Source organism: Micromonospora sp. CNZ296 (assembly GCF_007827635.1).
Window position 1 is genome coordinate 237914 of record NZ_VISW01000009.1, and the last position, 14765, is coordinate 252678.

Sequence of the window (14765 nt, forward strand, 5' to 3'; positions counted from 1 at the left end):
CCATGGGCCGTTATCTCTTGAGACGGCTGCTGCAACTCGTGCCGGTGTTCATCGGCACGACGTTCCTGATCTACTGGCTCGTCTGGTCGGTGCCCGGTGACCCCTTCGCCGGCAAGTGCGGCGACCGCGGTTGCCCGCCGAACTACCGGGCCATGATGACCGAGAAGTACAACCTCGACGAGTCGATCTGGGTGCAGTACGCCAGCTACATGAAGAACCTTCTGCAGGGTGACTTCGGTATCACGTTCGGCGGTCGCGAGATCAGCGACATCATCGCCACGTCGTACCCGAACACCCTGAAGCTGGCGGTGGTGGCCCTCGCCATCGAGGCCGTGATCGGTCTCGGCGCGGGCATCCTGACCGGTCTGCGGCGCAACGGCTTCCTGGACAACCTGGTCCTGGTCTCCACCCTCTTCCTGATCGCCCTCCCGGTCTTCGTCATCGGCTTCGTGCTGCAGTGGCTGCTCGGCGTGAAGTGGGGCATCATCAACCCGACCGTGTCCAACGAGATGCGGTTCAGCGAACTGATCGTGCCGGGCTTCGTGCTCGGAAGCGCATCGATGGCGTACATCGCCCGGGTGGCGCGTACGAGCATCGCCGAGAACCGGCGTGCCGACTACGTCCGCACCGCGATCGCCAAGGGTCTCCCGATGCGCCGCGTGGTCGGCGTGCACCTGCTGCGCAACTCGCTCATCCCGGTGGTCACCCTGCTCGGCACCGACCTCGGCGCGCTGATGGGTGGCGCGATCGTGACGGAGGGCATCTTCGGCATCAACGGCATCGGCCGGCAGGTGCTCCGCTCGATCGTCACCAAGGAGAGCGCTACCGTTGTCGGCATCGTTGTGGTGCTGGTGCTCGTCTATCTCATCATGAACCTGGTGGTGGACCTGCTCTACGCCGCCCTCGACCCGAGGATCCGCTATGAGTGACCGCCGCAGCGTACGAAACGTCCCAGCAGTCTGCGCGGGCAACCACGCCCGTGCCGAGCGCAGCGAGGTACGGGCATGAGTGACCCGAATACCGCGTCGATCGTGTCGACGCCGCCCGCGACCATGCCCACCGAGGCGGGGTCGGGCGCGCCCACCAACGCGGGCCTGCCGGAGAGCGCGAAGCAGAACAAGCCGCGTGGCCTGCTCGGTGACGCCTGGATCGACCTGCGCCGCAAGCCGCTGTTCTGGATCTCGGCGACGATCATCCTGGTCTTCCTCGTGATGGCGGCCTTCCCGTGGCTGTTCACCTCCGGCGACGCGGTGAACGGCTCGCTGGACCGCAGCCGGGTCGAGCCGTCGTCGGCCGCCTGGTTCGGCTACGACGTGCAGGGTCGCGACGTCTACGCCCGGGTCATCTACGGCGCCCGCGCCTCGATCGTGGTGGCTGTGGTCTCCACCTTCCTGACGCTGCTGGTCGGCGGCACGATGGGCATCATCGCCGGCTACCGCGGCGGCTGGGTGGACGCGCTGCTCTCCCGCATCGCGGACATCTTCTTCGGCCTGCCGTTCGTGCTCGGCTCGATCGTCATCCTGACCACGTTCAACGGGTCCGGCTCCGACAACGGCGAGTGGACGATCATGGGCCTGGTCATCATGTCCCTGAGCGTGCTGAGCTGGCCGGTCGTGATGCGGCTGATGCGCTCCTCGGTGCTCGCCACCAAGGAGGCCGACTACATCGTCGCGGCCCGCGCGCTCGGCGCCGGCACCGGCCGGATCATCCTCAAGCACCTGCTGCCGAACTGCCTGGCCCCGCTGCTGGTCTACGGCACGATCATGGTCGGCTCGTTCATCGGCGCGGAGGCCACGCTCTCGTTCCTGGGCATCGGCCTGAAGAGCCCGGTCGTCTCCTGGGGCATCATGATCAGCGAGGCGCAGAACTACATCCGGGTCTCGCCCTACCTGCTGTTCTTCCCCTCCGCGTTCCTCGTCGCCGCCGTGCTGAGCTTCGTCATGCTCGGCGAGGCGGTCCGCGAGGCCCTCGACCCGAAGCTCCGATAGGGGAACTGAGTTGTCCGACATTCTCGTGTCCGAGCAGTCCTCGCCGGGCGCCGACGGATCCGGCCGCCCCTCGGGTCGGCTGCTCGAGGTCGACGACCTTCGGGTGGAGTTCCGCACCCGGGACGGCGTCGCCAAGGTCATCAACGGAGTCACGTACCACGTCGACGCGGGGGAGACCCTCGCCGTGCTCGGCGAGTCCGGCTCCGGCAAGAGCGTCACCGCGCAGACCATCATGGGCATCCTGGACACCCCGCCCGGCTTCGTCACCGGCGGCAAGGTCCGCTTCCACGGCAAGGACATGCTCACCATGTCCCCCGAGCAGCGGCGGCGGATCCGGGGCGAGGGCATCGCCATGATCTTCCAGGACTCGCTCTCGGCCCTCAACCCGGTTTTCACAGTCGGCTTCCAGATCGCCGAGCAGTTCCGCATCCGCCGCGGCATGAGCCGCTCGGACGCCAAGAAGCGCGCGATCGAGATGCTCGACCAGGTGAAGATCCCCAACGCCAAGGGCCGGTTCAGCAACTACCCGCACCAGTTCTCCGGCGGTATGCGGCAGCGCGCCATGATCGCCATGTCGCTGGCGCTGGACCCCGAGGTGCTGATCGCCGACGAGCCGACCACCGCGCTCGACGTGACAGTGCAGGCCCAGATCATGGACCTGCTCGGCGAGCTCCAGCGGGAACGGCAGATGGGCATGATCCTGATCACCCACGACCTCGGCGTGGTCGCCGACGTCGCGGACCGGATCGCGGTCATGTACGCCGGCCGGATCGTCGAGGAAGCCGACGTCTACGACCTGTACCGCAAGCCGGCACACCCGTACACGCTCGGCCTGCTCAACTCGATCCCGCGGATGGACGAGAAGGGCCAGGAGCTCCGCACCATCAAGGGTCTCCCGCCGAACCTGATGAACATCCCGACGGGCTGCGCGTTCAACCCGCGCTGCCCGATGGCGCAGCCGATGTGCCGGGAGAAGGTCCCGCCGCTGCTGCAACTGGGCAACGGCCGGGCCAGCGCCTGCCACTTCGCCGAGGAACTGGTGAACCGTGACTGAGAACATCATCGAGGTCCGTGACCTGGTCAAGCACTACCCCGTGACCCGGGGCGTGGTGTTCAAGAAGACCATCGGTCAGGTCAAGGCGGTCGACGGCGTCTCCTTCGACCTCAAGGCCGGCGAGACGCTCGGCGTGGTCGGCGAGTCCGGCTGCGGCAAGTCGACGCTGGCCCGGGTGCTGATGAACCTGGAGAAGCCGACCGGCGGCCAGGTGCTCTACAAGGGCCAGGACATCTCCAAGCTCTCCGGTGGCGCGCTGCGGCGGCTGCGCCGGCAGATCCAGCTGGTGATGCAGGACCCGTACACCTCGCTGAACCCCCGGATGACGGTGGGTGACCTGATCGGCGAGCCGTTCGAGATCCACCCCGAGGTGGCTCCGCGCGGCAGCCGGCGCAGCAAGGTCAAGGAGCTGCTCGACCTGGTCGGCCTCAACCCGGAGCACATCAACCGGTACCCGCACCAATTCTCCGGCGGTCAGCGGCAGCGCATCGGCATCGCCCGGGCGCTGGCGCTGCGGCCCGAGGTGATCGTCTGCGACGAGCCGGTGTCGGCCCTGGACGTCTCGATCCAGGCTCAGGTGATGAACCTGCTGGAGAAGCTCCAGGCCGAGTTCGGGCTGTCGTACGTCTTCATCGCCCACGACCTGTCCGTGGTGCGGCACCTCTCCGACCGGGTCGCCGTGATGTACCTGGGCAAGATGGTGGAGATCGGCACCGAGGACGAGATCTACGAGCGGCCGACCCACCCGTACACCCAGGCACTGCTGTCGGCGGTGCCGGTGCCGGACCCGACCGTGCGGGAGAGCAAGGCGATCATCCGGCTCCAGGGCGACGTGCCCTCGCCGGTCAGCCCGCCCTCGGGCTGCCGGTTCCGCACCCGGTGCTGGAAGGCGCAGGACGTCTGCGCCCAGGAGGTGCCGCTGCTCCAGATCCGGCCGGGCTCGGACCACCCGAGCGCCTGCCACTTCGCGGAGAAGCGGGAGATCGTCGTCACCCACGAGGTGGCCTGATCCGTTCCGGACCGCCTGCCGGCGTCAGCTCGACGCCGGCAGGCGGTTCGTCGTCTCCGTGGCCGTCACAGCGTCTCCGTGGCCGTCACAGCGGGCCGCGGCCGGCGCGCAGCAGCAGGAGCGCGAGCTGGGTGCCGTCGGCGCCGAGTTCGGACCGGAACCGCTCCAGGATCTCCCGCTCGCGGGAGAGCACCAGCCGGGTGCCGCCGGACGCCATCCGGGTCGCGCCGACCTCCTGGGAGAGCGCTGCCCGCTCCTGCCAGAGCGCGATGAGGGTGCGGTCGATCTCGTCGATCCGCCGCCGGATCTCGCCGATCCGTTCCGCCGCCGCCGCGTCGTCGGTGCCGGTCCGGGCCGCCGCGGCGCCGGTCGGGTCGCCGCCGGCCGGCCGGTCGTGCCGCGCCAGGCTGCCGCTGGACTCCACCACGTCAGTCATCATCGTCGTCCCTCTCGGGGCTCGGGCCCGGTACCCGGATCCCGGGACGGAAAAGCCCCGGGCTCGGGGAGCCCGGGGCGTTTCGTAGGTCTGTGATCAGGCGCGACCCACGGCTGCCGGACTCCCGGTGCCGTAGTAAAAGTAGAAGCGCTGATCGAACACGTCGTCGAGTATGCCGACCATCCGGGCGGGCGCGCAAGAAGACGCACCAACAGGTGAGACGTGACGGTGTGCGCCGGGCGGCGGCGCGGGCGGGGAAGTGTCCGCCCGGCGGCATAGACTCGGGCTGCGATGCATCCTCTCTTCGACATTCCCACATCCCCGCCCGCGCCGGAGTCCCCGCCCGCGCCGGAGTCCCGGCCGACCCCGCCGCGCCGTCCCGGGGGCGCCGGGTCGGACCCGGCCGCCCTCCTCGACGGCCTGAACGGCCCCCAACGGGACGCGGTGACCCACGCCGGCTCCCCGCTGCTGATCGTGGCCGGCGCCGGGTCCGGCAAGACCCGGGTGCTGACCAACCGGATCGCCTACCTGCTCGCCGCCCGCGACGTGCACCCCGGCGAGATCATCGCGATCACGTTCACCAACAAGGCCGCCGGTGAGATGAAGGAGCGGGTGGCCGCGCTGGTCGGCCCGCGCGCCCGGCTCATGTGGGTCTCGACGTTCCACTCCGCCTGCGTACGCATCCTGCGGGCCGAGCACGAGCACGCCGGCCTGAAGTCGACGTTCTCGATCTACGACGCGGACGACTCGCGCCGGTTGATGCAGATGGTCGCCCGCGAGCTGGATCTGGACCCGAAGCGCTACCCGGCCCGGGGCCTGGCCGCCCAGGTGTCGAACCTGAAGAACGAGCTGGTCGACCCGGAGGAGTTCGCCGGCCGGGCCAAGGGGCCGAACGAGCGGGCGCTGGCCGAGGCGTACACGCTCTACCAGCGGCGGCTGCGCGAGGCGCACGCGCTGGACTTCGACGACCTGATCATGACGACTGTGCACCTGCTCCAGTCGCACCCGCACGTGGCGGAGAGCTACCGGCGCCGGTTCCGGCACGTGCTGGTGGACGAGTACCAGGACACCAACCACGCCCAGTACGTGCTGATCAAGGAACTGGTCTCCGGTACCGAGGGGATCCCGCCGGCGGAGCTGTGCGTGGTCGGTGACGCCGACCAGTCGATCTACGCGTTCCGCGGCGCGACCATCCGCAACATCCTGGAGTTCGAGCGGGACTTCACCGACGCCCGCACGATCCTGCTGGAGCAGAACTACCGCTCGACCCAGACCATCCTCAACGCCGCCAACGCGGTGATCGACCGCAACACCTCCCGCAAGCCGAAGCGGCTGTGGAGCGACGCCGGGTCCGGCGAGCAGATCGTCGGGTACGTCGCCGACACCGAGCACGCCGAGGCCGACTGGGTGGCCCGGGAGATCGACCGGCTGGTCGACGACGGCGAGACCCGCCCGGGCGACGTGGCGGTGTTCTACCGCACGAACGCCATGTCCCGTGTGTTCGAGGAGGTGTTCATCCGGGTCGGCCTGCCCTACAAGGTGGTCGGCGGGGTGCGCTTCTACGAGCGCAAGGAGGTCCGCGACGCGCTCGCGTACCTGCGCGCCGTGGTCAACGACGACGACACGGTCAGCCTGCGCCGGGTCCTCAACACCCCGCGCCGGGGCATCGGCGAGCGGGCCGAGGCGTGCGTGGAGGCGCTGAGTGCCCGGGACCGCATCTCCTTCGGCGCCGCGTTGCGCCGGGCCAAGGACGCGCCGGGCATCTCCACCCGGGCGGCGAACGGCATCGCCGAGTTCGTCGCGCTGCTCGACGCGGCGCGGGAGCTGGCCGGCACCGGCACCCCGGAGGAGGTGCTGGAGGCGGTGCTGACCCGCTCCGGCTACCTGGCCGAGCTGGAGGAGAGCCTCGACCCACAGGACGCCGGCCGGGTGGACAACCTCCAGGAACTGGTGAGCGTCGCCCGGGAGTACACCGAGCGGATCGAGGCGCTCGGCGCCGACGACGAGCGAGCCACGCTCGCCGGCTTCCTGGAGCAGGTGGCGCTCGTCGCCGACGCCGACCAGATCCCCTCCGACGACCCGGACCACCAAGGGGTGGTCACGCTGATGACGCTGCACACCGCCAAGGGCCTGGAGTTCCCGGTGGTCTTCCTGACCGGCCTGGAGGACGGCGTCTTCCCGCACCTGCGCTCGCTCGGCGACACCCGCGAGCTGGAGGAGGAGCGGCGGCTGGCGTACGTGGGCATCACCCGGGCCCGCCAGCGTCTCTACCTGTCCCGCGCGGTGACCCGGTCGGCCTGGGGCGCGCCCGCCTACAACCCGCCGTCGCGGTTCCTGGAGGAGCTGCCGCCCGAGCTGGTCCGCTGGGAGCGCACCGAGGGGTCGTACACCTCGTGGGGCGGCGGAGGCGGGGGCGTCGGCGGCCGGGCGGACCGGCTGGGCCGCGGCGGCTTCGCCGGCGGCACGCCCAAGGCGACCGAGCTGGCGAAGCGGCTGGGCGTGGACGCCAGCCGGCTGGCCACCGCGAGCGAGCTGAAGCAGGCTCCGAAGGTCGCGGTGGGCGACCGGGTCAACCACCAGCGGTACGGCCTGGGCCGGGTGCTGGCGGTGGAGGGGGCCGGGCCGGGTGCCCGGGCCCAGATCGACTTCGGCGACCAGACCATGTGGCTGGTGCTGCGGCACGCCCCGATCGACAAGCTCTGAGCGTCAGGCGGACGGACCGCAGGCGCGGCCGGGCTGGAGACCGGCCCGGCCACGCCGGTGGACCACTGCGTCAGCAGGCCACGCCGATGCCCCGGGCACGCAGGAACGGTGCCGGGTCGATCTGGTTCCACATCGCGCCCTGGTGCACCTCGAAGTGCAGGTGCGGGCCGGTGGAGTCGCCGGTGGAGCCCTCGTACCCGATGACCTGACCGGCCTTGACCGTGTCGCCGACGCCGACGGCGAGCCGGCTCTGGTGGGCGTAGTGGGTCAGGTAGCCGTTGTGGTGGTCGATGAAGACCGAGATGCCGTAGCCGTCGCCGACGTCACCGGCCTTGACCACGGTGCCCGCTGCGGCGGCGTGGATCGGCGTGCCGGCCGGCATGGCGAAGTCGATGCCGGCGTGCTGGGTGCCCCAGCGGGGCCCGTAGCACGACGTGATGTCGGCGCCCTTCATCGGGATGACCCAGGTGGGCTTCTTCGCCACTGTCGTCTTCTTCGGCTTCGGCTTGGGTTTCGCCGTCGCCGTCTTCTTCGGTGCCGGGCTGGTCGCGCTCGCGCTCGGGCTCGGCGACGGGCTGGCCGGTACGGCGGACGGGGTGACCGGCTCGCGGGCCGAACGGTCGGCGCGGTCGGCGTCGTCGGCGCGGGCCGCTACGCCGAGGTCGACGGCGGCCGGCGTCGGGTCGGACGGGGCGGTGGTGACGACCACGCCGCCGATGCCGAGGCCGAGCAGGGCCACCGCGCCGGTGACCACGTAAACGGTGCGCCGGGCGCGGCGCGGGCGCCGGTGCCGGGCGGGAGCGTTGTCCGGGGTGGGGCTGCTGTGCTGCACGGGATCCTTCATCGGTTCGAGGGGCACGTGACCTCGAAATACTGGTGTCGGTGCAGGTCGCAGCGGGTATCGGGGGTACGGAGGCGGTGGCCCGCGCCGCCACCGCGCGTCCGGTTTCGAACCGGTCGGCCGGTTCGGTCGAAGAGACGATCATTCGGCGATGTGCTCCCGCTCACACCGGCCGGTGTGACGTGGCAGACATCGGCACAGACGAAACCGCCCGGACCGTGCGGTCCGGGCGGTGACGGGGCGGTACGGAGCGTCAGGACGCGGCTACGTCGCTGTAAACTGCCTCGACTTCGAGCTGAATGTCCACTCCGCGATCCTTGAGGAACGCCACCGGGTCCTGCGGCTGGCCCTTGACATGGATCTCCAGGTGCAGGTGGGAGCCGTAGGAGTGGCCGGTGTTGCCGACCAGGCCGAGCTGGTCGCCGGCCTTCACCTCCTGGCCCTCCTTGACCGTTACCGCGGAGGAGTGGCCGTAGATGGCCTCGCTGCCGTCGGAGTGCTGGACGATGACGGCGTAGCCGTAGCCGCCGAACCAGCCGGCCTTGGTGACGGTGCCGGCGTGGACCGCCTTGTAGGGCGTGCCCTCCGGGGCGACCAGGTCGATGCCGGTGTGCAGCTTGCCCCACCGCATGCCGTAGGGGGACTTGAAGTCGTAGCCGTGCAGCGGCAGGAGCCACGGGTCCTGCTCGGCGGCCTTGCTGTCGGAGCGGTCGGCACGGGACGGGCGCTCCGCGCTGTCGGCGCGGGCGGCGGCGTCCTGGCTGGCGACCGAGGCCTGCCGGAGCTCGTCGAGGACCGACGGGCTGACGCTCTTGGCGTCGGGGAGGGCGTTCGCGCCGATGGCGACGATGCCGGCGCCGACGAAGGCGGTGGTGACCACCGCGGCGTAGCGGCTCCGCGGGGGGGTGGGTACGCGGCGGCGGCCGCGATAGCGATCGGGCTCAGACGACAGGCGCTGGCGCACGCACACCCTCCGTTGTCGGGGATCCGATGCGACTCCGGACCGTTCGGTGAAGCTCGGTCGAACCTCCGGTGTCGCGTCGTCACCCGTCCGTGGACCTGATGACAACCGTGGACACGTTAGCCAACCGCCACTCCTGTCACAAGCCGAAGCGCCGAAATGCTGATTCGTTATGTCCAATTCCATCCGACCTTGTCATAGCTCGTGCCGCCGGTCGGATGGTATGTCGACTGCCCATTCGTCGCGGACAGTGACCGAACGGCGGAGGTGTCCGGCTTTCCGCGTACCCGGGTGGGCGGTAGTGGGGCGGCTCGTATGTGGGAAGGTCCGGCCCGGCTTCCCGCCTCCGGTCCGGCCGGGTTACCGTTCGTTCAGGTCAGGAGTGCCGGTGAAAGGTGTGCGCAGATGAGCTCTCGTATCCGGGTCGTCGTCGCGAAGCCCGGCCTGGACGGCCACGACCGGGGGGCGAAGGTGGTCGCCCGCGCCCTGCGTGACGCGGGCATGGAGGTCATCTACACCGGCCTGCACCAGACGCCCGAGCAGATCGTCGAGACCGCCATCCAGGAGGACGCGGACGCGGTCGGCCTCTCGGTGCTCTCGGGCGCGCACATGACGCTGTTCAAGCGCGTCGTCGAACTGCTTACCGAGCGCGACGCCACCGACATCGTGGTGTTCGGCGGCGGCATCATCCCCGAGGCCGACATCCCGGAGCTGGAGCGGCTCGGCGTCGCGAAGATCTTTACCCCGGGTGCGACCACCGGGTCGATCGTCGAGTGGGTGCGGGAGAACGTCGCCCAGCCGGTCGGCTGACCCGCCCGGTTCCCGGCTCCTGCGTGCCCGGCCCCCGCGTTTCCGGTTCCGGGCACGGGGGAGGGGCCGGACGCACCCCTCACACGCCCGGCCCCTCTATGCACGATGCCCCGCCGCCACCCCTCGACCGACAGGGCATCGGCCGCTCCCGTCGCCGCGCTTGACCAGCGCGCCGACATCACACTCAACGACGCCCCCGACGGGCGGTTACGCCCGGGCCCGGACATCCCCCGGACGGCTGACGCCCCCGTGCGCCGGCGCCGCGGTGATCGGCCCGGCCGAGCCCGGTCTGTGCATTACCGCACACCCCGCACCCGCTCGGTTGCCGCCCGTTCCCATCTCGTTAGGCTGCGGCAAATGGCCTGTCTCATCTGATGACAGGCGTCAAACTGATTTTCCGAAGCTGGTGGCGGCGCGACGGCGCGCCGCGGAGACGGGACGGGACGCGCAATCGTGGACCTGTACGAGTACCAGGGGCGGGACCTGTTCGAGCGGCACGGCTTGCCCGTGCTCGCCGGCGGCGTCGCCACTACCCCGGAGGAGGCCCGCGCGATCGCCGAACGCCTCGGCGGCCGGGTGGTCGTCAAGGCGCAGGTGAAGGTCGGTGGCCGCGGCAAGGCCGGCGGCGTGAAGCTGGCCGAGGGCGCGGAGGAGACGGTGGCCCGGGCCACCGACATCCTCGGCATGGACATCAAGGGTCACACCGTCCACAAGGTCATGATCACCGTGACCGCGGACGTGGCCGAGGAGTACTACTTCTCGTACCTGCTCGACCGGGCGAACCGCACCTTCCTCTGCATCGCCAGCGTGGCCGGCGGTATGGACATCGAGCAGGTCGCGGCCGAGACCCCGGAGCGGGTCGTGAAGGCGCCGATCGACGCCAACACCGGCGTGGACGAGGCCAAGGCGCGCGAGATCGTCACCGCGGCCGGCTTCCCGGCCGAGATCGCCGACCAGGTGGTCGAGGTCGCGGTCAAGCTGTGGCAGGCGTTCGTGGCCGAGGACGCCACGCTCGTCGAGGTGAACCCGCTGGCCACGACCAAGGACGGCAAGCTGCTGCTCCTGGACGCCAAGGTCACCCTGGACGAGAACGCCGGGTTCCGGCACCCGGACCACGAGGCCCTGGTCGACCAGGCGTCGGTGGACCCGCTGGAGCAGGCCGCGAAGGCCAAGGACCTCAACTACGTCAAGCTCGACGGCGAGGTCGGCATCATCGGTAACGGCGCGGGCCTGGTCATGTCCACGCTCGACGTGGTCGCGTACGCGGGCGAGCGGCACGGCGGCGTCAAGCCGGCCAACTTCCTCGACATCGGCGGCGGCGCGAGCGCCGAGGTGATGGCGAACGGCCTGGAGATCGTCCTGTCCGACCCGTCGGTCAAGAGCGTCTTCGTCAACGTCTTCGGCGGCATCACCGCCTGTGACGCGGTCGCCAACGGCATCGTGCAGGCGCTGGCGCTGCTGGAGCAGCGCGGCGAGAAGGCCACCAAGCCGCTCGTCGTGCGCCTCGACGGCAACAACGCCGAGGCCGGCCGGGCGATCCTCGACGGCGCGGCCAACCCGCTGATCCAGCGGGTCGACACCATGGACGGCGCGGCCGAGCGGGCCGCCGAGCTGGCAGCTGCGGGGGTCTGACAATGGCTATCTGGCTGACCAAGGACTCCAAGGTCATCGTGCAGGGGATGACCGGTTCCGAGGGCTCCAAGCACACCCGGCGGATGCTCGCCGCCGGCACCAACGTGGTCGGCGGCGTGAACCCGCGCAAGGCCGGCACGACCGTCGACTTCGACGGCACCGAGCTGCCCGTCTTCGCCTCCGTCGCGGACGCGATGAAGGAGACCGGCGCGGACGTCACCGTCATCTTCGTGCCGCCGCAGTTCACCAAGGCCGCCGTGGTCGAGGCGATCGACGCCGGTATCGACCTGGCCGTGGTGATCACCGAGGGCGTGCCGGTGCACGACACCGCCGCGTTCTGGGCGTACAACCGGGCCCAGGGCGAGCGCACCCGGATCATCGGCCCGAACTGCCCGGGCATCGCCTCGCCGGGCGCGTCGAACGCCGGCATCATCCCGGCCGACATCACCGGCTCCGGCCGGATCGGCCTGGTCAGCAAGAGCGGCACGCTGACCTACCAGATGATGTACGAGCTGCGCGACATCGGCTTCTCCACCTGCGTCGGCATCGGCGGTGACCCGATCATCGGCACCACCCACATCGACGCCCTGGCCGCCTTCGAGGCGGACCCGGAGACCGACGCGATCGTCATGATCGGTGAGATCGGTGGCGACGCCGAGGAGCGGGCGGCCGAGTTCATCAAGGCCAACGTCACCAAGCCGGTGGTCGGCTACATCGCCGGCTTCACCGCCCCGCCCGGCAAGACCATGGGCCACGCCGGCGCGATCATCTCGGGCTCGGCGGGCACCGCCGACGCCAAGAAGGCGGCGCTGGAGGCGGTGGGCGTCAAGGTCGGCAAGACCCCGACCGAGACCGCCAACCTGATGCGGGAGATCATGTCCGGCCGCTGAGCGGTCGAGCGACGTGTCGAGGGGGTCGACCGGGGAACCGGTCGGCCCCCTCGCGTTCAGCGATACCAGTACGGGTAGTACGAGTTGCCCCGGGCGCGCACGATGGCGCTGGCGACGATGTTGATCACGCCGAACGCGATGGCCAGCCAGCCGAGCAACTGCGACCGGCCGTTGCGCCGGGCGTCGCGGATCGACAGCGCGCCGAAGACGATGCCCAGGATCCCGCAGCAGAGCAGGCCGAAGACGATGCCGAGGACGCCCCAGAGCGTGGTCCGGTCCCGGCCGACGGCCGGTGGCGGCGGGGGCGGCGGATACGGAGCGTGCACGGCTTCCTCCGAGCGGTCGGCGCCGCGACGGGAACGGTCGCGTCTGAGGCCGAGGCTAGACCGGATCACCACCGCGGGACCGGGGTTCGGCGAACTCGCCACGCTGCCGACCCGGTATCGGACTGCCGTCCTTCCCGCGGCGTGCCAGAGTAGACACGATGTCACGCGTCACCCCTGACCAGCCCCGCCGTCCGGCCACCGGTCCCCCCGCCGGCGCCCGGCCGCCCGGCCGTGCCCGCCCGGCCGCGCGGGTGCCCGCACCCCGATCGGGTGAGGAGCCCCGCAGCCGGGCCCCGCTGCCGGTCGCCGCCGGGGTGGCCGCGCTCTGGGCGGCGCTGACCTCCTGGCTGCCGGTGTCCGCCGTGCTGGGCCTCGCCCAGCTCAGCGAGGACGCCGGATCGTTCGGCGGCGCGTTGCGCGCCGGCCTGGCCGGCTGGCTGCTCGGGCACGGGGTGCCGTTGCAGACCACCGCCGGGCCGCTCGGCCTGGCGCCGCTCGCGCTGAGCGCGCTCGTCGTCTGGCGGCTCACCCGCGCCGGGGTGCACGTCAGCCGGGCCGTCGGCGCGCGCGGGGCCGGGTCACCCCGCCAGGCGCTCACCGTCGCGGTCGCCGTCGGCATCGGGTACGCGCTGCTCGGCGCGCTCGCCGCGTTCGCTGTCGACGCGGGCGGCCTGCGGGTCTCCCCGGTCACCGCCGCGCTCACGTTCGCCGCGTTCGGCGTACCCGCCGCCCTGGTCGGCGCGCTGCGCACCACAGGTGTCTGGGCGCTGCTGGCCGAGCGCTGCCCACCGCCGGTGCGCGACGGTCTGCGTACCGGACTGGTGGCGGCGCTGCTGCTGTGCGGCGCGGGTGCCGGTGCGGCCGGGCTGGCGGTGGCCACCGGTGGCGGCGACGCGGCCGACATGATCGGGGCGTACCGGACCGGGGTGGCCGGTCAGGCGGGCATCACACTGGTCAGCCTCGCCTACGCGCCGAACGCGACCGCCTGGTCGGCGAGCTACCTGCTCGGCCCCGGGTTCGCGGTCGGCACCGACACCGCCGTCCGCACGAGTGAGGTCTCCGTGGGCGCGCTGCCGGCCGTACCGCTGCTGGCGGGCCTGCCGCGCGGCCCGATGGACGGGCTCGGTGGCGCGCTGCTGGCCGTGCCGGTGCTGGCCGCCATGGCGGCCGGCTGGCTGCTGGCCCGGCGGCTGCTGCGCGTGGCGGCCGAGGAACGCACCGAGGCGGGCTGGCCGGCGCTGCTGCTGCCGGCCGCGCTCGCCGGACCGGTCGCGGGCGCGCTGCTGGGGCTGTTCGCGGCGGCCTCCGGCGGGTCGCTCGGCGGTGGCCGGCTGGCCGAGGTCGGGCCGTCACCGTGGGCGGTGGCCGCGGTGGCCACGCTCGTGATCGGGGTGGGCGCGGCGCTCGGCGCCGCCGCCACCCGCACGCTGACCCGCCCGACCCCTCCGCCCCGCGCCACCCCGGCTCCCCGCTGACCTCGCGGCGCGGCTCGGGAACGCGAGAGGGGCGCCCACCGGATGGTGGACGCCCCTCGTCGGACGCCGGTCAGGCGCCGAAGTTGTTCATGTTGATCGCCGCGCCCGCGATGGCGCTGACGATGCCGACGACCACGCCGACGGCACCGCAGATCAGGGCGGCCCGGGCCTGGCCGGCGTTGCTGGCCTCACCGGCCTGGACCTTCTTCTGGCCCAGCACGCCGAGGACGACGGCGACGATGCCGGCCGGGACGCCCAGCAGCGGGCAGCACAGGCCGAGCACGATCGACGCGATGCCGACGATCATGCCGGCCAGGCCCATGGTGTTGTTCTGACCCTGCCCCGGGCCGCTGGGGTAGCCGGCGGCCGGGTACTGCGGCGCGGCGCCGTACGGCTGCTGCTGCGCGTACGGGTCCTGGCCGTAGGCGGGCTGACCCGACGTGGGCTGGCCGTACGGCTGGCCCGAGGTCGGCTGCTGGCCGTACTGCGGCTGCTGCCCGTACGGGGGCTGCTGGCCGTACTGCGGGGCCTGCGGCGGCTGGGCATACGGGTCGTGCGGCTGCGCGTTCGGGTCCTGGTTCGGCTGCTGGCCGTACGGGTCCTGTCCGGGGTAACCGGGCTGCATGTCTGGTGCTCCTCA

The 14765-nt window shown here is 71.5% G+C and carries 14 protein-coding genes; 9 read left to right on the plus strand and 5 right to left on the minus strand.

Going from position 1 to position 14765, the window contains the following annotated elements; genetic code table 11:
* The first annotated feature begins 2 nt into the window (after positions 1-2).
* The 4 genes from FB455_RS17215 (at position 3) to FB455_RS17230 (ending at position 4051) form a co-directional block, all read left to right on the plus strand.
* Positions 3-929, plus strand: coding sequence for an ABC transporter permease (locus FB455_RS17215; protein WP_013288523.1), 927 nt, complete (start codon positions 3-5; stop codon positions 927-929).
* Between the two features lie 75 nt (positions 930-1004).
* Complete coding sequence (locus tag FB455_RS17220) at positions 1005-1988, plus strand: ABC transporter permease (protein WP_013288522.1); 984 nt, start codon at positions 1005-1007, stop codon at positions 1986-1988.
* Positions 1989-2013: 25 nt separating this feature from the next.
* The gene (locus tag FB455_RS17225) at positions 2014-3042 is read left to right on the plus strand and encodes an ABC transporter ATP-binding protein (protein ID WP_013288521.1); all 1029 of its coding nucleotides are present in this window, start codon (positions 2014-2016) and stop codon (positions 3040-3042) included.
* Positions 3035-4051, plus strand: a complete 1017-nt coding sequence (locus tag FB455_RS17230) for an ABC transporter ATP-binding protein (protein WP_145754060.1) — start codon at positions 3035-3037, stop codon at positions 4049-4051. Before FB455_RS17225 ends, FB455_RS17230 begins: the two co-directional genes overlap by 8 nt.
* 85 nt (positions 4052-4136) lie before the next feature.
* On the opposite strand, the gene FB455_RS17235 is transcribed toward FB455_RS17230, so the two are convergent.
* On the minus strand, positions 4137-4490 hold the full coding sequence (locus tag FB455_RS17235; RefSeq protein ID WP_013288519.1) for a chorismate mutase: 354 nt from the start codon (positions 4488-4490) through the stop codon (positions 4137-4139).
* Positions 4491-4778: 288 nt separating this feature from the next.
* On the opposite strand from FB455_RS17235, the gene pcrA reads away from it, so the two are divergent.
* Positions 4779-7190, plus strand: coding sequence for a DNA helicase PcrA (gene pcrA / locus FB455_RS17240; protein ID WP_013288518.1), 2412 nt, complete (start codon positions 4779-4781; stop codon positions 7188-7190).
* A gap of 70 nt (positions 7191-7260) precedes the next feature.
* On the opposite strand, the gene FB455_RS17245 is transcribed toward pcrA, so the two are convergent.
* Positions 7261-8034 carry a M23 family metallopeptidase gene (locus FB455_RS17245; protein WP_013473628.1) on the minus strand — a complete coding sequence of 258 codons (774 nt, stop codon included), beginning with the start codon at positions 8032-8034 and terminating at the stop codon, positions 7261-7263.
* A gap of 250 nt (positions 8035-8284) precedes the next feature.
* Positions 8285-8995, minus strand: a complete 711-nt coding sequence (locus FB455_RS17250) for a M23 family metallopeptidase (RefSeq protein ID WP_013288516.1) — start codon at positions 8993-8995, stop codon at positions 8285-8287.
* Between the two features lie 402 nt (positions 8996-9397).
* Between FB455_RS17250 and icmB the strand changes: the two genes are divergently transcribed.
* The 3 genes from icmB to sucD all read left to right on the plus strand — a co-directional run bounded on the left by icmB (position 9398) and on the right by sucD (position 12324).
* Entirely contained in the window at positions 9398-9802 is a 405-nt protein-coding gene (gene icmB, locus FB455_RS17255; protein WP_013288515.1) for a coenzyme B12-dependent isobutyryl CoA mutase small subunit, read from the plus strand.
* Positions 9803-10255: 453 nt separating this feature from the next.
* On the plus strand, positions 10256-11434 hold the full coding sequence (gene sucC / locus FB455_RS17260) for an ADP-forming succinate--CoA ligase subunit beta (RefSeq protein ID WP_013288514.1): 1179 nt from the start codon (positions 10256-10258) through the stop codon (positions 11432-11434).
* A 2-nt stretch (positions 11435-11436) separates the two neighbouring features.
* Positions 11437-12324 (plus strand): succinate--CoA ligase subunit alpha, encoded by an 888-nt coding sequence (gene sucD, locus FB455_RS17265; RefSeq protein ID WP_013288513.1) that lies wholly within the window; start codon positions 11437-11439, stop codon positions 12322-12324.
* A 56-nt stretch (positions 12325-12380) separates the two neighbouring features.
* Here sucD and FB455_RS17270 read toward each other — a convergent pair whose 3' ends face one another.
* Complete coding sequence (locus FB455_RS17270) at positions 12381-12650, minus strand: hypothetical protein (RefSeq protein WP_013288512.1); 270 nt, start codon at positions 12648-12650, stop codon at positions 12381-12383.
* Between the two features lie 158 nt (positions 12651-12808).
* On the opposite strand from FB455_RS17270, the gene FB455_RS17275 reads away from it, so the two are divergent.
* Positions 12809-14125, plus strand: coding sequence for a cell division protein PerM (locus tag FB455_RS17275; protein WP_030269427.1), 1317 nt, complete (start codon positions 12809-12811; stop codon positions 14123-14125).
* Positions 14126-14195: 70 nt separating this feature from the next.
* Here FB455_RS17275 and FB455_RS17280 read toward each other — a convergent pair whose 3' ends face one another.
* Positions 14196-14750: a DUF4190 domain-containing protein gene (locus FB455_RS17280; protein WP_013288510.1), complete on the minus strand. Its 555-nt coding sequence runs from the start codon at positions 14748-14750 to the stop codon at positions 14196-14198.
* Between the last annotated feature and the right edge of the window lie 15 nt (positions 14751-14765).

Bases quoted from the DNA above. Each gene is read 5' to 3' on its own strand.
- FB455_RS17215 (WP_013288523.1), top strand. From the start codon at position 3: ATGGGCCGTTATCTCTTGAGACGGCTGCTGCAACTCGTGCCGGTGTTC.
- FB455_RS17220 (WP_013288522.1), top strand. From the start codon at position 1,005: ATGAGTGACCCGAATACCGCGTCGATCGTGTCGACGCCGCCCGCGACC.
- FB455_RS17235 (WP_013288519.1), bottom strand. From the start codon at position 4,490: ATGATGACTGACGTGGTGGAGTCCAGCGGCAGCCTGGCGCGGCACGAC.
- pcrA (WP_013288518.1), top strand. From the start codon at position 4,779: ATGCATCCTCTCTTCGACATTCCCACATCCCCGCCCGCGCCGGAGTCC.
- FB455_RS17245 (WP_013473628.1), bottom strand. From the start codon at position 8,034: ATGAAGGATCCCGTGCAGCACAGCAGCCCCACCCCGGACAACGCTCCC.
- icmB (WP_013288515.1), top strand. From the start codon at position 9,398: ATGAGCTCTCGTATCCGGGTCGTCGTCGCGAAGCCCGGCCTGGACGGC.
- sucD (WP_013288513.1), top strand. From the start codon at position 11,437: ATGGCTATCTGGCTGACCAAGGACTCCAAGGTCATCGTGCAGGGGATG.
- FB455_RS17275 (WP_030269427.1), top strand. From the start codon at position 12,809: ATGTCACGCGTCACCCCTGACCAGCCCCGCCGTCCGGCCACCGGTCCC.
- FB455_RS17280 (WP_013288510.1), bottom strand. From the start codon at position 14,750: ATGCAGCCCGGTTACCCCGGACAGGACCCGTACGGCCAGCAGCCGAAC.